The 17071-nt window shown below is 52.7% G+C and carries 16 protein-coding genes and 1 pseudogene; 8 read left to right on the top strand and 9 right to left on the bottom strand.

The genetic code is table 11. The features are described 5' to 3' along the window. Positions 1-187 precede the first annotated feature (187 nt). The 5 genes from rseC to rseD are packed head-to-tail and all read right to left on the bottom strand — an operon-like array spanning position 188 to position 3026. On the bottom strand, positions 188-652 hold the full coding sequence (rseC, locus tag FDW88_RS01300; RefSeq protein ID WP_115257751.1) for a SoxR-reducing system protein RseC: 465 nt from the start codon (positions 650-652) through the stop codon (positions 188-190). Continuing rightward, positions 649-1605, bottom strand: a complete 957-nt coding sequence (rseB, locus tag FDW88_RS01305) for a sigma-E factor regulatory protein RseB (RefSeq protein WP_137361867.1) — start codon at positions 1603-1605, stop codon at positions 649-651. The genes rseC and rseB overlap by 4 nt, the downstream gene beginning before the upstream one ends. Next, on the bottom strand, positions 1605-2258 hold the full coding sequence (gene rseA, locus FDW88_RS01310) for an anti-sigma-E factor RseA (RefSeq protein WP_115257749.1): 654 nt from the start codon (positions 2256-2258) through the stop codon (positions 1605-1607). Before rseA ends, rseB begins: the two co-directional genes overlap by 1 nt. 31 nt (positions 2259-2289) lie before the next feature. Further along, on the bottom strand, positions 2290-2865 hold the full coding sequence (rpoE, locus tag FDW88_RS01315) for an RNA polymerase sigma factor RpoE (protein WP_003037573.1): 576 nt from the start codon (positions 2863-2865) through the stop codon (positions 2290-2292). Beyond that, complete coding sequence (rseD, locus tag FDW88_RS01320) at positions 2862-3026, bottom strand: rpoE leader peptide RseD (protein WP_135911581.1); 165 nt, start codon at positions 3024-3026, stop codon at positions 2862-2864. The genes rpoE and rseD overlap by 4 nt, the downstream gene beginning before the upstream one ends. A gap of 263 nt (positions 3027-3289) precedes the next feature. Here rseD and nadB point away from each other — a divergent pair, with 263 nt between their 5' ends. Next, positions 3290-4912, top strand: a complete 1623-nt coding sequence (gene nadB, locus FDW88_RS01325; protein WP_137361868.1) for an L-aspartate oxidase — start codon at positions 3290-3292, stop codon at positions 4910-4912. On the opposite strand, the gene trmN is transcribed toward nadB, so the two are convergent. Then, positions 4897-5634: a tRNA(1)(Val) (adenine(37)-N(6))-methyltransferase TrmN gene (gene trmN, locus FDW88_RS01330; RefSeq protein WP_137361869.1), complete on the bottom strand. Its 738-nt coding sequence runs from the start codon at positions 5632-5634 to the stop codon at positions 4897-4899. The genes nadB and trmN overlap by 16 nt on opposite strands. A gap of 130 nt (positions 5635-5764) precedes the next feature. Here trmN and srmB point away from each other — a divergent pair, with 130 nt between their 5' ends. Then, positions 5765-7093, top strand: coding sequence for an ATP-dependent RNA helicase SrmB (srmB, locus tag FDW88_RS01335; protein ID WP_137361870.1), 1329 nt, complete (start codon positions 5765-5767; stop codon positions 7091-7093). Between the two features lie 33 nt (positions 7094-7126). Here the strand turns inward: srmB and grcA are convergent. After that, positions 7127-7492 (bottom strand): annotated as a pseudogene (gene grcA / locus FDW88_RS01340) (autonomous glycyl radical cofactor GrcA); the annotation flags it as partial. A gap of 317 nt (positions 7493-7809) precedes the next feature. Between grcA and ung the strand changes: the two are divergent. Further along, a complete protein-coding gene (ung, locus tag FDW88_RS01345) occupies positions 7810-8499 on the top strand; it encodes a uracil-DNA glycosylase (RefSeq protein ID WP_096756117.1) in 690 nt (229 codons plus the stop codon). A gap of 33 nt (positions 8500-8532) precedes the next feature. On the opposite strand, the gene FDW88_RS01350 is transcribed toward ung, so the two are convergent. Next, the gene (locus tag FDW88_RS01350; protein WP_117343488.1) at positions 8533-9612 is read right to left on the bottom strand and encodes a tRNA/rRNA methyltransferase; all 1080 of its coding nucleotides are present in this window, start codon (positions 9610-9612) and stop codon (positions 8533-8535) included. A gap of 208 nt (positions 9613-9820) precedes the next feature. Here FDW88_RS01350 and trxC point away from each other — a divergent pair, with 208 nt between their 5' ends. The 5 genes from trxC to FDW88_RS01375 all read left to right on the top strand — a co-directional run bounded on the left by trxC (position 9821) and on the right by FDW88_RS01375 (position 15542). Beyond that, positions 9821-10240 (top strand): thioredoxin TrxC, encoded by a 420-nt coding sequence (gene trxC, locus FDW88_RS01355; RefSeq protein WP_045446319.1) that lies wholly within the window; start codon positions 9821-9823, stop codon positions 10238-10240. A 69-nt stretch (positions 10241-10309) separates the two neighbouring features. After that, a complete protein-coding gene (tapT, locus tag FDW88_RS01360) occupies positions 10310-11008 on the top strand; it encodes a tRNA-uridine aminocarboxypropyltransferase (RefSeq protein WP_096756114.1) in 699 nt (232 codons plus the stop codon). A gap of 36 nt (positions 11009-11044) precedes the next feature. Continuing rightward, positions 11045-13705: a protein lysine acetyltransferase gene (pat, locus tag FDW88_RS01365; protein ID WP_137361871.1), complete on the top strand. Its 2661-nt coding sequence runs from the start codon at positions 11045-11047 to the stop codon at positions 13703-13705. A gap of 114 nt (positions 13706-13819) precedes the next feature. Continuing rightward, the gene (gene pssA, locus FDW88_RS01370) at positions 13820-15175 is read left to right on the top strand and encodes a CDP-diacylglycerol--serine O-phosphatidyltransferase (RefSeq protein ID WP_137361872.1); all 1356 of its coding nucleotides are present in this window, start codon (positions 13820-13822) and stop codon (positions 15173-15175) included. A gap of 31 nt (positions 15176-15206) precedes the next feature. Next, positions 15207-15542 (top strand): YfiM family lipoprotein, encoded by a 336-nt coding sequence (locus FDW88_RS01375; protein WP_220470426.1) that lies wholly within the window; start codon positions 15207-15209, stop codon positions 15540-15542. On the opposite strand, the gene FDW88_RS01380 is transcribed toward FDW88_RS01375, so the two are convergent. After that, entirely contained in the window at positions 15539-16837 is a 1299-nt protein-coding gene (locus FDW88_RS01380; RefSeq protein ID WP_115257745.1) for an MFS transporter, read from the bottom strand. The two genes, FDW88_RS01375 and FDW88_RS01380, sit on opposite strands and share 4 nt — an antisense overlap. Positions 16838-17071: the final 234 nt, after the last annotated feature.

Below are 17071 nucleotides of genomic sequence, written 5' to 3' on the forward strand. Positions count from 1 at the left end.
TGAAACGCCGCATTCTACACTACAACGCTGAGGCGAGGAAATGTTCATAGAGCAAGGATAGCGGGAACTGGAAACAACTTAGCAAAGTCAGTGAAACTTTTACCGAAGTACGGCGAAAGTGCCCTATCTGGCCTACGTAGTAACGGTCCTGTAGGCCTGATAAGCGCAGCGCCATCAGGCCTATATATCACTGGTGTGTTTCGACGCGAAGAAGGTCAGGCGGGAGAGCAACATTGAGAATCACCGGTTGCCAGGCCTCACGTTCAGCCAGCTTGCGTGAGAAACCACGAGCAATCAGGAATCCACCCACACCGCCCAGTATCGCACCGCTTAACGCGGCGATATCGCTGCCAAACAACACCTGGAACAATGCGGCAAAAACAAACAGCCCCGCCAGCGGAGACAGATAGACTAACATTGCCGAGCCCAACAGGCTGCCTTCAGCAATGCCTAGCTCAACTTTCTGACCGGGAGCCAGAGGTTCAACGCTAGGCACCACAATGGTGTGCGTTGTCTGCGGTCCCAGTTTATTCAGCACACGGCTTCCGCATCCGGCCCTTGAGGCACAGCTGCTGCACGACGCTTTAACGTCACAGCTGACTGTCGCCAGGCCATTTTGCCAGGAAACAACCGTTGCCCACTCTTTGATCATTGTGCAGCCCTGAACTTGATATTGTCCGCGATGCGCTTCGCCGTTTGCGGCGGAAGTTCACCAACGATAGTGATTTCGGCATTATCTCGTACGCTGGTACTGACCGTGCGGCGTCCGGTACGCAGGAGCTGATCGGCGCTGTTTTGCTGCGCGCGGTTCACATTCACAGAGAAGCTGAACAGCCCGTCAGAATAAAGACGCGATTCAATCGGCATATTGTCCATCGTCGGCAGTGGACGACGGCTGCTAGAGACTTCACTGAATCCTTGCGGCAACCACGATGGGTTCCAGTTGAAGTTGGTTTTCTCGCCTGCGGGAACGGATAGCAACGGCGGCAGGTTGGCTTTTGCCAGCGTCTGCATGCTGTCTCCGACGCCGCTATTCACAGTAAAAGCGATCACGCGGAACTGTTCCAGCGTTTCGCCATCCCGGTCAAGAAGATCGACGCGCATCGGTAGCTTAGTTTCGGTGTCCATCCAGACAATGTAGCTGTAACGAGTCCCGTCACGCGCCACGACGCGGAGCACTTCACAAAGCCTGTCTGCAATACGGGTTCGGCCTACCGAGATAAAATCATAGTAGGGTGCGAGACGTTTAAAGTCGGTGTAAATCAGAGATGGCAGAGAATCAACAATATAATCACCGTTCAGCGTGAACGGTTCGAGCCCCGGCTCAAAATAGCTGATCTCATTCCCACGTTGTACGACTTCCCGGCGTGGTCCATCTAATTGCAACAGTTGTGCAAGCGGACGGTTATCCAGACGAGCATGACGATAACGTAGGGATTCAACACCCTGTTTATTGATGCTGACGAAGGACAGCTCATAGGTGAGCGACTGGCTGGCCAGATTCATCTGCTGCAATAACGCCCCGGACGCAGGAGTGGCCGAGGCGTTGACAGAGAAGAACAGGCTACCAGCCACAAGTGACATGGCAAACCAAAGTTGCTTCATTACTGCGATTGCGTTCCTAAAGTTTGAATTCCTGGCACCTGTACAGCGGCTTGCTGTGTCTGTGCCTGCTCAAACTGAAGCTGTTCGGAGTGCAGTCGGCGCTGCAGTTCGTAATCCTGCAACATAGCATTGATACGACGACGCTGCTCCTGCACCTGCTGTTGCTGACCGCCGCTGCTGGCCGTCGCGTCAGAAGGTACACCCAAGCTCACCGGACTGGCTTTACCCATCATCGGTAATGTATTAAATACCGGCGTTTCGGGCTGCTGGGACGTTTCAGATTGCCCATTATAGTGCTGGACGCCAACGATAACTGCAAGCGATACGCACGCGGCCACACCCATTTGAGTAAGCTGAGCGGCCCACGGACGCATTTTCTTCCAGAATGGCATTTTCTGCCACTGATGTGGTGCTGGCTGGGCCTCAGGAATCAATGGCGCCGCCTGACGTACTGGCTCATCTGCGATGGCTGCCATTACTCGGTCGGAAATATCGAAATGGAGAACGTCGGCGGTATCACCTCGCATGGAATCGCGGATCAGGTGATAACTCTCCCAGGTTTTTTGCATTTCCGGGTCGTGAGTCAGCTCTTTGAGTAACTCAGTATCCAGCGTTTCGCCATCCATTAAAGCGGAAAGTTTTTCTTTCTGCATGCCTAATACCTTTTCCAGTATCCCGCTACCGTCAACGCCTGATAAGCGGTTGAACTTTATTATCAATAGCTTCCCTCGCTCGGAAGATACGAGAACGCACCGTACCCACCGGACAATCCATGATAGCAGCTATCTCTTCATAGCTCAGGCCATCCAGCTCCCGCAAGGTTATTGCCATGCGTAAATCTTCCGGGAGGGACTCAATAGTTCGGAAAACTATCTGTCTCAGTTCTTCTGACAACATTAAGTTCTCAGGGTTCGAAATTTCTTTCAGCGCACCGCCACTTTCGTAATTTTCTGCTTCTATCGCATCTATATCACTGGAAGGTGGACGACGCCCCTGAGCGACCAGGTAATTCTTCGCTGTATTGACTGCAATACGATACAGCCAGGTATAAAAAGCACTATCTCCCCGGAACGAATCCAGCGCACGATAGGCCTTAATAAATGCTTCCTGTACAACATCGGGAACATCGCCCGACGGTACATAGCGGGAAACCAGACTCGCCACCTTATGCTGATAGCGAACTACCAGTAAATTAAAGGCTTTCTGATCTCCCTTCTGGACCCGTTCTACCAGGACCTGGTCCGTTAACTGCTCGCTCATCCGAGGTAAAGTCTCCCCAAACCAAATTTCCACGCGCTTTCGAAACGCCACTCCATCAGCTGCACTATGAGCAAGCAATGACTTGGAGTGCTCAAGTTTCGTAAAGTTCCGTTACGCATTTGTTTTTGTTTGTCATGTTGTAGACAGGTCTTATCTCTCATTATAAGTCTACATAACCCGATCAACGCACTATCTGTACAGAAATGCCCATTAAACCGCTTGCAGAGTAACCCAACGGGCACTTTATTTCATCTCCTAATCTGACGCTAACGGCCTGCTACACAAAATATTTTTCATACTTTACCTCTCACTATGAATTTCTTTCGTGTTTAGCCATTGCAACACAATTAAAAATTTAACGTGCAGTTTCGCGCAATGTGGTGCTATGGTGACCAAACACTGTTTAGTAAATTAAACAACAATCATGAATACAACGCCTGAATTATCCTGTGATGTGCTGATTATTGGCAGCGGTGCTGCCGGACTCTCACTGGCTTTGCGCTTGGCTGAGAAACATCGGGTTATTGTCCTGAGTAAAGGGCCTGTGAGTGAAGGCTCTACATTCTATGCCCAGGGAGGCATTGCCGCTGTTTTTGATGAAACCGACAGTATCGATTCTCACGTCGAGGATACGCTGATTGCCGGCGCGGGATTGTGCGATCGCCATGCAGTTGAGTTCGTCGCCAGCAACGCCCGAACGTGCGTCCAGTGGCTCATTGATCAAGGCGTTTTGTTTGATACGCAGGTTCAGCCCAATGGTGAAGAGAGTTATCACCTGACCCGCGAAGGCGGCCATAGCCATCGACGTATCCTGCATGCGGCTGATGCCACCGGCAAAGAGGTCGAAACCACGCTGGTCAGCAAGGCACAAAATCATCCCAACATTCAGGTGCTGGAACGTAGCAACGCCGTGGACCTGATCATCTCCGATAAAATCGGCTTGCCAGGCACGCGCCGGGTAGTTGGCGCATGGATCTGGAACCGTAATAAAGAAGCCGTCGAAACCTGCCATGCCAAATCCGTCGTGCTGGCCACCGGTGGTGCATCGAAGGTCTATCAGTACACCACCAATCCGGATATCTCCTCAGGCGATGGAATTGCGATGGCCTGGCGCGCAGGGTGTCGTGTCGCCAACCTCGAATTTAATCAGTTTCACCCCACCGCGCTGTATCACCCGCAGGCACGCAATTTTCTACTGACTGAAGCGCTGCGTGGCGAAGGTGCCCACCTGAAGCGCCCGGACGGCTCACGCTTTATGCCCGACTTTGATGAGCGTGGTGAACTGGCGCCGCGCGATATCGTGGCGCGTGCTATCGATCATGAAATGAAGCGTCTGGGTGCGGACTGCATGTTCATCGACATCAGTCATAAACCGGAAGAATTTGTCCGCCAGCATTTTCCGATGATTTATGAAAAGCTGCTGGGCCTGGGGATCGACCTGACCAAAGAGCCAGTGCCTATCGTGCCAGCTGCGCACTATACCTGCGGTGGCGTGATGGTCGATGATTATGGACGGACTGACGTCGATGGTCTGTATGCCATCGGCGAAGTGAGCTACACCGGGCTGCATGGTGCAAATCGTATGGCGTCTAACTCACTGCTGGAGTGCCTGGTCTACGGCTGGTCTGCAGCTGAAGATATTGATCGTAGAATGCCCTACGCACGTAGTGTAAGCACGCTTCCGGGTTGGGATGAAAGCCGGGTGGAAAATCCGGATGAGCTGGTTGTCATCCAGCATAACTGGCATGAACTGCGGCTATTTATGTGGGATTACGTTGGCATTGTACGCACCACTAAACGTCTGGAGCGAGCCCTGCGGCGTATCACGATGCTGCAACAGGAAATCGACGAGTATTACGCCCATTTCCGCGTGTCGAACAATTTACTGGAGCTGCGCAATTTGGTGCAGGTTGCCGAGCTGATTGTGCGCTGCGCAATGATGCGTAAAGAGAGCCGGGGCCTGCACTTCACGCTGGATTATCCAGAGCAGTTGCCTGAATCCGGCCCTTCTATTCTTTCGCCGCTTAGCCATCACATAAACAGATAAAATGCCTGGGTCAGCGCGGTGTAACCTTCTGAGTAACGCTGGTCTGGCCCACGGATCACTAATCTGTCGCTAAAGCACTCCCCGGCCTGCGGGGAGAAAGCCAGCAGGACCCGATGCGGCAGCCGGGCTTCGGTTTCCGCCACATCCGTACGCAGACGCAGATGCCATCCCATGTTTAATGCCTGCTGGGTAAAAGCGTTACCAATCTGCTCCGGCAGTACCACGCAAAAAAAGCCCTCTTCTGTAATACTGTCCGCCGCCAGCGTTATCAGCGCCGCATGATCGAGCGTCGTGGTATAACGTGCCTGCTCGCGCTGTGGCGAACCACACTCCACGCCTTGCTCATAATAAGGGGGATTACTGATAATCAGATCAAAGCGCACGGTCTGGCGAGGTATCCACCGTTGAGCATCTTCAGTATGGATCCGGATACGCTGCCCCCACGGAGATTGCGTGATGTTTTCCTCTGCCTGTTGCGCGGCGTCAACATCCAGCTCCACCGCATCAATCAGGACGCTGTTATCTGTACGCTGGGCCAGCATCAGTGCTAACAAACCACTCCCGGTGCCGATATCAAGGATCCGCTTTACGCCTGCGACAGGGGCCCAGGCCCCCAATAAAATTCCGTCAGTCCCAACTTTCATTGCACAACGATCATGTGCCACAAAAAACTGTTTAAAGGTAAACCCATTACGTCGAAGTACTGATGAAGACTGGGGCATGAAAAACAACCTTCCTGGAAAAAAAACGATAACATAGGATAAAAACAATACCTGAGAAGGTATATCCATACAAACAGATGAAGATTGCAGCCGTAACGTCTATAATCAGCGCCCCACACAGAGGTAGAACATGACTGTAACGACTTTTTCCGAACTTGAACTCGATGAAAGCCTGCTGGATGCCCTCCAGGAAAAAGGTTTCACTCGCCCGACAGCTATTCAGGCAGCCGCCATTCCACCTGCGCTCGATGGCCGTGATGTACTCGGTTCTGCGCCGACAGGCACCGGTAAAACGGCGGCATATTTGCTGCCAGTGTTGCAGCACCTGCTCGACTTTCCGCGCAAAAAATCAGGTCCACCGCGCGTTTTAATTCTGACGCCGACCCGTGAACTGGCAATGCAAGTTGCCGATCACGCCCGTGAACTGGCGAAGAATACGCATCTGGATGTCGCCACCATCACCGGCGGCGTGGCCTACATGAACCATATGGAAGTGTTCAGCGAAAATCAGGACATCGTGGTCGCGACCACCGGACGTCTACTGCAATACATTAAAGAAGAGAACTTCGACTGCCATGCGGTTGAAACGCTGATCCTCGATGAAGCCGACCGTATGCTGGATATGGGCTTCGCGCAGGATATCGAGCATATTGCCGGTGAAACCCGCTGGCGTAAGCAGACCATGCTGTTCTCTGCCACGCTGGAAGGCAATGCGGTTAAAGATTTTGCCGAGCGCCTGCTGGAAGATCCGGTTGAGGTTTCTGCGGATCCATCCACCCGCGAACGTAAGAAGATCCATCAGTGGTACTATCGTGCCGATGATATCGAACACAAAACAGCGTTGCTGATTCACCTGTTAAAACAGCCTGAAGCAACGCGTTCTATCGTCTTTGTGCGTAAACGCGAGCGCGTGCACGAGCTGGCTGGCTGGCTGCGCCAGGCGGGGATCAACAACTGCTATCTCGAAGGCGAGATGGTACAAAGCAAGCGTAACGAAGCGATCAAACGCCTGACCGATGGTCGTGTGAATGTGCTGGTTGCCACCGACGTTGCGGCACGCGGTATCGACATTCCTGATGTCAGCCACGTGTTTAACTACGACATGCCGCGTAGTGGCGATGCCTATTTGCACCGTATTGGCCGTACCGGTCGCGCAGGCCGTAAAGGCACCGCCATTTCTCTGGTAGAAGCGCACGACCACCTGCTGCTCGGCAAAGCGAGTCGCTATGTCGACGAGCAGCTAAAGCCGCGCGTGGTTGACGAACTGCGTCCAACAACGCGCGCGCCAAGTGAGAAGTCTAACGGTAAGCCATCCAAGAAAGTGCTGGCGAAACGTGCCGAGAAAAAAGAGAAAGACAAAGAGAAGCCGCGCGTGAAGAAACGTCACCGCGACGCCAAAAATATCGGCAAGCGTCGCAAGCCGAGCGCAACTGCCGCGCCGCAGTCTGACAAAGAGTAAACGGTATGCCGGGTTAATGAACCCGGCATTTTTTGTACGGGCAATAACGTCGCGCTGCTGTTCTGGAGTCAGTGAGTTGAAACGCACCGCATAACCAGAAACACGAATAGTCAGCTGCGGGTATTTTTCCGGGTGCTTAACCGCATCTTCCAGCGTTTCACGACGCAGAACGTTAACGTTCAGGTGCTGGCCACCTTCTACGCGAACTTCTGGCTGTACGTCTACCGGTACTTCACGGTATTCGATTTCGCCCAGTTTGCTGACGGCAACGACTTCATCAGCAGAGAAACCTGCTTTAGCAACGATGCAGCGTGCTTCGCCTTTTTCGCTGTCCAGCAGCCAGAAAGAGTTCAGCAGGTCGTCGTTTGCAGCTTTAGTAATCTGGATACCTGTAATCATGTTGATGCCTCCCCGGCAAAATTATTTGATTTCGGTTGGCCGTCGCGCGGCCAATTGGTAAAACCATTGTTGCTTGAGTGTATATATACCCCTCGCACACCCTTGATTCCTTGATTTAAATCAACAAAAACCACACACGCAAAGTGGTGATGAGTGGATTTTATTGTTTTACATCAACTTACGCTATGCGTGTAGATAAAATTTTTACATAAATTTTCAACTATCTTTAAGGGGTAGTCCCTTGAGAATCGTAGAGAATTTTGCGCCCCAGAGAGAAGCAGTTAAGCTAGGGGGAATGAAATTCGCAGGAGAGCGAGATGACTACCGAATTAACCTGGCACGATGTGCTGACCGAAGAAAAACAGCAACCCTATTTTGTTAACACTTTGCATACCGTCGCCGGTGAACGCCAGTCAGGCATGACGATTTACCCACCGCAAAAAGATGTGTTTAACGCATTTCGCTTTACCGAGCTTGGCGATGTGAAAGTTGTCATCCTGGGACAGGACCCTTACCACGGTCCCGGCCAGGCGCATGGCCTTGCGTTTTCTGTGCGTCCAGGCGTAGCTACTCCACCGTCATTACTGAATATGTATAAAGAACTTGAAGCGACGGTCCCGGGCTTTACACGCCCCACGCACGGGTATTTGGAAAGCTGGGCACGTCAGGGGGTACTGTTACTGAACACCGTCCTTACCGTCCGGGCAGGACAGGCACATTCGCATGCCAGTCTGGGCTGGGAAACCTTTACGGATAAAGTCATTAGCCTGATTAACGAGCACCGTGAAGGCGTGGTGTTTTTACTCTGGGGCGCGCACGCGCAGAAGAAAGGGGCCATTATTGACGCGCAGCGTCACCATATTCTGAAAGCGCCGCATCCGTCTCCGCTCTCGGCACACCGCGGATTCTTTGGCTGCAATCACTTTGTTCTGGCAAATGAGTGGCTGGAAAAACGCGGTGAAAAACCGATCGACTGGATGCCGGTGCTGCCGGCTGAGAGCGAGTAAAAAAATGCCAGCGATTCGCTGGCATTTTTACTATCAGGCTTTGTTCTGACGCCACCACTCCGCGAGCAGGACGCCCGTCGCGACGGAGACATTGAGCGTTTCTACATTGCCCGTACCGTCGATGGCGATGCACAGATCGTCTGCAGAACATGCTGCTTCCGGTAGCGCATCACGCTCGCGGCCTAACACCAGCACCATTTTTTCTGGCAGCGTGGTGTTGAACAACGGCTTACCTTTGTCGCTGGAGGTCATCACGACCGTGTAGCCTGCTTTGCGGAAATCATCCAGCACATCCACAATACTGTCGCCAGTGATCGGTTGCACGTGCTCGGCACCGCCTTCCGCGGTACGGATAGCTGCACCGGATTCCAGCAGCGCGGCATCCTGTACGACCACGCCTTTCACACCGAAGTGAGCGCAACTGCGCATCATGCCGCCCAGGTTATGCGGGTTGGCGATATCTTCCAGCGCCAGTACGCAATCCTGCGCCCCCGCCTGGCCAACCCACTGCTTAACGGTTGTACCGTTACGTTTTTTAATCAGGAAACACACGCCGCCATGGTGTTCAGTACCGGAAGCTTTCGCCAGTTCGGCTTCGTCAACCACGTGGTAGGCTTTGCGGTTTGCCGCCATCCAGCGTAATGCTTCTTTAAATCGTGGTGTCACGCTCTGGACAAACCAGGCGCGGACAATGGCGTCCGGACGGCTCTGGAACAGCGCCTGACAGGCATTCTCACCGTAAACGCGGGTTTCTTCCGCACGCTGACGACGTAATACTTCAGGATCGATAAAGCTCTTGCCGCTGATCCCACCGTGATCGGCTTTTTCCGCTACGTCATCGCTCGGCGCGCGGGATACGGTACGCCACGGTGAGTCTTCACGTTTACGGTCGCGTTCAACATCGCGGTCACGTCCACGATCGCGGCCACGTTCACTGTTCGGACCCTTTCTGTCATCACGGGCAGGGCGACGACCGCCTTCGGCTCGGGAAGTACCTGGGCGACCGCCGCCTTTACCGGTACGTGGATTTTGGGTGCGCTTGTCCGAGTCATCGTCACTGCGGACGTACATCACTTTGACCTTGCCGTTTTTGTTCTTCAGTTCGTCGCTCATTTCTTTTCTCCACCTGCTCTGCGCGAAGCGCGCAGATTACCCGATGTGCACGTCGTTAGCCATTATTTCATTTAAAAGCTTATGACTATTGTACTCATTGAATAAAACGCATTGCTGTTTAAAACAGTCTCCCCGATAATATGTAACATAATAGAAACATATCGGCGTGATTGCCGCGAAGTCCACCCTACTCATCCAGAGGTTAGTTATGAATACCGTTTGTACCAGCTGCCAGGCTATCAACCGCATCCCCGAAGATCGTGTTCAGGATACGGCCAAATGCGGACGCTGTGGTCACGACCTGTTTGACGGTGAGGTGATCAATGCGACCGGTGCTACGCTGGATAAGCTGTTAAAAGACGATCTTCCGGTGGTGGTCGATTTCTGGGCGCCATGGTGTGGCCCATGCCGTAACTTCGCCCCCATTTTTGAAGATGTCGCTGAAGAGCGTAGCGGTAAAGTGCGTTTTGTTAAAGTGAATACCGAAGCTGAACGCGAACTCAGCGCACGTTTCGGCATCCGCAGCATTCCGACCATTATGATATTCAAGAAAGGTGAAGTCGTCGATATGCTCAATGGCGCAGTGCCTAAAGCCCCGTTTGATAGCTGGCTTAACGAATCATTATAATCTCTACGGGGCACATCTTGTGCCCCGTTTTGTCCTCTGCGACAATAGCATTTTTCAACGTGCTTCCCGATGACCAATAACGCCGTTCTCCAGTTACGTGCCGAGCGCCTTGCGCGCGCCACGCGCCCTTTTCTTGCCCGAGGTAACCGTATTCGCCGCTGCCAGCGCTGCTTACTGCCGCTGAAACTGTGCCTGTGCGAAACGCTGAGACCTGCCCAGGCGAAGAGTCGTTTTTGCCTGGTAATGTTTGACACCGAACCGATGAAACCCAGCAACACCGGGCGTTTGATTGCTGATATTCTGCCGGATACCGCCGCGTTTCAGTGGTCTCGCACCGAGCCGCCGTCAGCGCTGCTTGAACTGGTTAACAATCCGGATTATCAACCGATGGTGGTCTTCCCGGCATCTTATGCCGACGAGGGCCGTGAGGTCATTTTCACGCCACCTACGGGTAAAACACCGTTGTTCATTATGCTTGATGGCACCTGGCCAGAAGCGCGCAAAATGTTCCGTAAAAGTCCGTACCTCGATAACCTGCCGGTTATCTCCGTCGATTTATCACGTCTTTCCGCTTACCGTCTGCGCGAAGCCCATGCCGAGGGGCAATATTGCACCGCCGAAGTGGCGATTGCCTTACTGGATCTGGCTGGAGACACGCAGGCAGCCGAAGGATTAAGTGAACACTTCACGCTTTTTAAAACTCGCTACCTGGCAGGAAAAACCCAACATCAGGGAAGCGTCACAGCAGACTCGACAGAAAACGTTTAAAATCATTCGGTCACTAGTGTCATTAAGGAAGCCGATATGAGTCAACGTGGTCTGGAAGCGCTACTGCGACCAAAATCCATTGCGGTGATTGGGGCGTCAATGAAGCCCAATCGTGCGGGTTACCTGATGATGCGTAACTTACTGGCCGGCGGCTTCAATGGACCGGTTTTACCGGTGACGCCGGCCTGGAAAGCAGTGTTGGGCGTGCTGGCCTGGCCCACTATCGCCAGCCTGCCTTTTTCTCCCGATCTCGCCGTGCTGTGTACCAATGCCAGCCGCAACCTGACGCTGCTGGAGGCGCTAGGCGAGAAAGGCTGCAAAACCTGTATTATTTTGTCAGCGCCCACGGCGCAGCACGCTGAACTGCTGGCCTGCGCATCACGCTACAACATACGTTTGCTCGGCCCCAACAGCCTGGGGCTTCTCGCCCCCTGGCAGGGGCTTAACGCCAGTTTTTCACCGGTACCGATTAAACGCGGCAAGCTGGCATTTATCTCTCAATCCGCCGCCGTATCCAATACGATTCTCGACTGGGCACAGCAGAGAGAAATGGGGTTTTCTTATTTTATCGCACTGGGCGACAGCCTGGATATTGACGTTGATGAGCTGCTTGATTACCTGGCCCGCGACAGTAAAACCAGTGCGATTTTGCTCTACCTCGAACATTTGAGCGATGCCCGCCGTTTTGTCTCGGCGGCACGTAGCGCATCGCGTAATAAACCCATTTTGGTGATTAAAAGCGGTCGCAGCCCGGCGGCTCAGCGCTTGCTGCATACCAGCTCGGGGATGGACCCAGCCTGGGACGCCGCCATTCAGCGTGCCGGTCTGCTGCGCGTGCAGGACACACACGAGCTTTTCTCAGCGGTGGAAACCCTCAGCCACATGCGCCCTTTACGTGGCGACAGGCTGATGATCATCAGTAATGGTGCCGCCCCTGCTGCACTGGCTTTAGATGAGCTGTGGTCGCGAAACGGCAAACTGGCCACGCTAAGCGAAGAGACCTGCCAGAAACTACGTGATGCGTTACCAACCCACGTTGATATCGCCAACCCACTGGATTTGCGCGACGATGCCAGCAGTGAGCATTACGTTAAAACGCTGAATATTTTACTCGCCAGCCAGGATTTCGACGCCCTGATGGTCATCCACTCGCCTAGCGCAGCCGCACCTGGCACCGAAAGCGCGCAGGCGCTGATTGAGGCGGTGAAACAACATCCGCGCGGCAAGTTTGTCTCCTTACTCACTAACTGGTGCGGGGAGTTTTCATCCCAGGAAGCCCGCAGGTTGTTTAGTGAAGCGGGATTACCCACCTATCGTACACCGGAAGGCACCATCACCGCGTTTATGCATATGGTTGAATACCGGCGTAACCAGAAGCAGCTGCGTGAAACACCAGTGCTCCCTGACAGCCTGACGGCCAACACCGCCGAGGCACATAATCTGTTACAACAGGCGATTACTGACGGGGCAACATCGCTGGATACGCATGAAGTTCAGCCTATTTTGCACGCCTATGGCTTGCACACGCTGCCCACCTGGATTGCCAGCGACAGCGCAGAAGCCGTACACATCGCCGAACAAATTGGTTATCCGGTAGCGCTCAAGCTACGTTCTCCCGATATCCCGCATAAATCGGAAGTTCAAGGGGTTATGCTCTACCTGCGAACGGCAACCGAAGTGCAGCAGGCCGCCAATGCGATTTTTGATCGGGTGAAAATGGCCTGGCCGCGGGCGCGTATCCACGGTTTGCTTGTCCAGAGTATGGCTAACCGCGCGGGGGCTCAGGAACTGCGCGTGGTCGTCGAACACGATCCGGTATTTGGGCCACTCATTATGTTGGGAGAAGGTGGCGTAGAGTGGCGACCGGAAGAGCAAGCCGTGGTGGCATTGCCGCCGCTGAACATGAACCTCGCACGATATCTGGTTATCCAGGGGATCAAAAACAAAAAGATCCGCGCCCGCAGTGCGCTACGCCCTTTAGACGTCGCCGGTTTAAGCCAGCTTTTGGTTCAGGTGTCCAATTTGATCGTCGATTGCCCGGAAATTCAACGTCTGGATATCCACCCATTACTGGCATCCGCCGGTGAATTCACCGCCCTCGATGTTACGCTAGATATTGCCCCCTTCACGGGCGACAACGAAAGCAGACTGGCCGTGCGTCCCTATCCTCATCAGCTTGAAGAGTGGGTCGAAATGAAAAACGGTGAACGCTGCCTGTTCCGCCCTATTCTGCCGGAGGATGAACCCCATCTGCAGCAGTTCATTTCACAAGTGACGAAGGAAGATCTGTATTACCGCTATTTCAGTGAGATCAATGAATTTACCCATGAAGATTTAGCCAATATGACGCAGATCGACTACGATCGGGAAATGGCCTTTGTGGCGGTACGTTGCCGTGATAACACTGAAGAGATCCTCGGCGTGACGCGCGCAATTTCCGATCCCGATAACGTCGATGCCGAATTTGCCGTACTGGTACGATCGGATCTCAAAGGGCTGGGGCTCGGTCGGCGATTGATGGAAAAATTAATTACCTACACCCGAGATCACGGACTGAGACGTCTGAATGGTATTACGATGCCGAACAATCGGGGGATGGTCGCCCTGGCCCGAAAACTCGGGTTTGCTGTAGACGTCCAGCTCGAAGAGGGAATTGTTGGGCTAACGCTTAATCTGGCCCAATATGAGGAATCGTGAGTAAGGTACTGGAAATGTTGACCACTTTAACGGGTACTGGTGTTATCATTGCTCGCTTATGTCGTCTGCATAGCACAGAGGACCCTTCAATGAACAGAGAAGAAATGCACTGTGATGTTGTCAAAATTTAAGCGTAATAAACATCAACAACACCTTGCCCAACTACCGAAGATTTCTCAATCAGTTGATGATGTAGATTTCTTTTATGCTCCCGCTAATTTCAGGGAGACTCTGCTGGAGAGAATAGCCAGCGCGACGCGACGTATTTGCATCATCGCCCTGTATCTGGAACAGGACGACGGTGGCAAAGGCATCCTCGACGCGCTTTATGCGGCTAAGCGGCAGCGTCCTGAGCTTGATATCCGGGTGCTTGTCGACTGGCATCGTGCCCAGCGCGGACGCATTGGCGCAGCAGCGTCTAATACCAACGCTGACTGGTACTGCCGAATGGCGCAAGAAAATCCAGGGATCGATATTCCGGTCTACGGCGTACCGATTAACACCCGTGAAGCGCTTGGCGTCCTGCATTTCAAAGGCTTTATCATCGATGATAGCGTTCTGTATAGCGGCGCCAGCCTGAACGACGTTTACCTACATCAGCATGATAAATATCGCTACGATCGCTACCAGTTGATTCGCAATGCGCAAATGGCTGACATCATGTTCGACTGGGTCACGCAGAACCTGATGAATGGTCGCGGCGTGAATCGTCTTGATGATATCAATCGCCCTAAAAGCCCGGAAATTAAAAACGACATCCGCCTGTATCGTCAGGAATTACGTGATGCGTCATTCCATTTCCAGGGTAATGCGGATAATGAACAGCTGTCGGTGACGCCTCTGGTTGGGCTCGGAAAATCCAGTCTGCTGAATAAGACCATTTTCCATCTGATGCCCTGCGCAGAGCAGAAACTCACAATCTGTACCCCTTATTTCAACCTGCCAGCGATACTGGTGCGCAATATTATCCAGCTTCTGCGTGAAGGGAAAAAGGTTGAAATTATCGTGGGCGATAAGACCGCTAACGACTTTTTCATCCCGGAAGATGAGCCGTTTAAGATTATCGGCGCGCTGCCCTATCTGTATGAAATAAACCTTCGCCGCTTCCTGAGCCGACTACAGTATTACGTTAATACCGATCAACTGGTCGTACGCTTATGGAAAGATGATGACAATACTTATCATCTGAAAGGCATGTGGGTGGATGATAAATGGATGCTGCTCACCGGCAACAACCTTAACCCTCGCGCCTGGCGCCTGGATCTGGAAAACGCCATTCTGATCCACGATCCTAAGCAGGAACTGACTCTTCAGCGTGAGAAAGAGCTGGAGCTCATCCGCACACATACTACCGTTGTTAAGCACTATCGCGACCTGCAGAGTATTGCCGACTATCCGGTTAAAGTGCGTAAGCTCATCCGTCGACTCCGCCGTATCCGAATCGACAGATTAATCAGCCGTATTTTGTAACCTGAACCCCGTCGCTGACGGGGTTTTTCCTATGGAGACGACGGTGCGCCTGTTTATTCTCGCCAGTATCCTGATACTTTCTGGTTGTAGCCATATGGCGAACGACAACTGGAGTGGGCAAGACAAAGCACAACACTTTATTGCCTCAGCCATGCTGGCCGCCGCCGGTAACGAGTACGCTCAGCATCAGGGAAACAGCGCCGATCGCAGCGCTGCCATCGGTTTCATGTTCTCCATTAGCCTTGGCGCATCAAAAGAACTTTGGGACAGCCGCCCCACAGGAAGCGGCTGGAGTTGGAAAGATTTTGCCTGGGATGTCGCCGGCGCATCTACCGGCTATGCCGTCTGGCAAATGGCCCACCATTAGAGGCGCAGGCCTTTACCTTTGCGGTGCAGCAGTAATGAGACAAAGAATGCAACCACGGCCAGAGCGGTGACGTACCAGAAAAATGTGGTTTCCATACCAACGGACTTCAGCGACAGCGCAACATATTCGGCCGATCCACCAAACAAGGCATTCGCCACTGCATAAGACAATCCTACCCCCAATGCGCGAACCTGCGCCGGGAACATTTCGGCCTTCAGAATGCCACTGATTGAAGTGTAGAAACTGACGATCAACAAGGCACACATGACCAGACCAAATGCCATATACGGGGAGGTCACATTCTGCAACGCCGTCAGGATAGGAACGGTAAACAACGTGGCTAATGCGCCAAAACACAGCATCGAGGTACGGCGGCCAATTTTATCTGACAACGCGCCGAACAGCGGCTGTACCAGCATAAACACGCACAGTGCCGCCGTCATTATGCCGCTGGCCACGTTGGCATGCATACCTGCCGTATTCACCAGGTACTTCTGCATGTAGGTGGTGAAGGTATAGAAACACAACGAACCCGCAGCAGTAAATCCGAGCACCATCACGAAGGCCTTGCGGTTACGCCATAGCCCTTTCAGGGAGCCTGCTTCTTTCAGCGCACGCACATCCTGTTTTGAGGTTTCATCTAACTGACGACGTAACCAAAGCGCGACAATCGCCAGTACGGCTCCCAGCGCAAAGGGAATACGCCAGCCCCATGCTCTGAGCGCTGAGTCTTCTAACGTTTGCTGTAATATCACCACAACCAGCAATGCCAGAAGTTGCCCACCAATCAAGGTCACGTATTGGAATGAAGCATAAAACCCTTTCTTACCTTCCACGGCGACTTCACTCATGTAGGTCGCACTGGTGCCATATTCTCCGCCAACAGACAGCCCCTGAAATAATCTGGCGAGCAGCAGCAGCGCAGGTGCCCAAGTGCCAATGGTTTCATACCCCGGCAGACAGGCGATCACCAGCGATCCCATACACATCATGCATACTGACAATAACATGGACTTTTTACGTCCGTGCTTATCGGCTATCCGGCCAAAAATCCATCCGCCAATAGGCCGCATCAGAAACCCTGCGGCGAAAACCCCAGCAGTCTGTAACAGTTGTGTGGTGGTGTTTCCTGAAGGAAAAAAGATATGGGCAAAATAGAGGGAACAGAAAGAGTAGATGTAGAAGTCAAACCATTCGACCAGATTCCCTGATGATGCCCCTACGATTGCCCATATACGACGACGGGTGTCGCTGTCCGTCAGCACCCGATTCTCAGTTACACTGCTATCAGCCATTAGAATTGTACCCCTGCCAAGGATCTTGTGAATTTATCAATGATGTCTAGTGCGTTTTTAGTGAATGAGATGTTATATAATTGTTATTTTTTATTATAGGATATATATCACATTTTTAATTAGCAGGGAAAGGTTTCGGATTTTTACGAGGAGGGAAGGACAGATTTTTGCAGGACGGATAAAGCACTGACGCGGCTATCCATCTGCTTTCACATACAACAGACGCAAAAAAGC

The sequence above is a fragment of the Citrobacter sp. wls829 genome (assembly GCF_005280825.1).
Taxonomy (GTDB): Bacteria; Pseudomonadota; Gammaproteobacteria; order Enterobacterales; family Enterobacteriaceae; genus Citrobacter; species Citrobacter gillenii.

Coding starts and splice junctions, on each gene's coding strand:
- FDW88_RS01350 (WP_117343488.1), bottom strand. CDS start 9,612: ATGAGCGACGAACTGAAGAACAAAAACGGCAAGGTCAAAGTGATGTAC.
- ung (WP_096756117.1), top strand. CDS start 7,810: ATGACTACCGAATTAACCTGGCACGATGTGCTGACCGAAGAAAAACAG.
- rseD (WP_135911581.1), bottom strand. CDS start 3,026: ATGAGAGATAAGACCTGTCTACAACATGACAAACAAAAACAAATGCGT.
- trxC (WP_045446319.1), top strand. CDS start 9,821: ATGAATACCGTTTGTACCAGCTGCCAGGCTATCAACCGCATCCCCGAA.
- trmN (WP_137361869.1), bottom strand. CDS start 5,634: ATGCCCCAGTCTTCATCAGTACTTCGACGTAATGGGTTTACCTTTAAA.
- pssA (WP_137361872.1), top strand. CDS start 13,820: ATGTTGTCAAAATTTAAGCGTAATAAACATCAACAACACCTTGCCCAA.
- srmB (WP_137361870.1), top strand. CDS start 5,765: ATGACTGTAACGACTTTTTCCGAACTTGAACTCGATGAAAGCCTGCTG.
- rseA (WP_115257749.1), bottom strand. CDS start 2,258: ATGCAGAAAGAAAAACTTTCCGCTTTAATGGATGGCGAAACGCTGGAT.
- tapT (WP_096756114.1), top strand. CDS start 10,310: ATGACCAATAACGCCGTTCTCCAGTTACGTGCCGAGCGCCTTGCGCGC.
- FDW88_RS01375 (WP_220470426.1), top strand. CDS start 15,207: ATGGAGACGACGGTGCGCCTGTTTATTCTCGCCAGTATCCTGATACTT.
- rseC (WP_115257751.1), bottom strand. CDS start 652: ATGATCAAAGAGTGGGCAACGGTTGTTTCCTGGCAAAATGGCCTGGCG.
- pat (WP_137361871.1), top strand. CDS start 11,045: ATGAGTCAACGTGGTCTGGAAGCGCTACTGCGACCAAAATCCATTGCG.
- rpoE (WP_003037573.1), bottom strand. CDS start 2,865: ATGAGCGAGCAGTTAACGGACCAGGTCCTGGTAGAACGGGTCCAGAAG.
- FDW88_RS01380 (WP_115257745.1), bottom strand. CDS start 16,837: ATGGCTGATAGCAGTGTAACTGAGAATCGGGTGCTGACGGACAGCGAC.
- nadB (WP_137361868.1), top strand. CDS start 3,290: ATGAATACAACGCCTGAATTATCCTGTGATGTGCTGATTATTGGCAGC.
- rseB (WP_137361867.1), bottom strand. CDS start 1,605: ATGAAGCAACTTTGGTTTGCCATGTCACTTGTGGCTGGTAGCCTGTTC.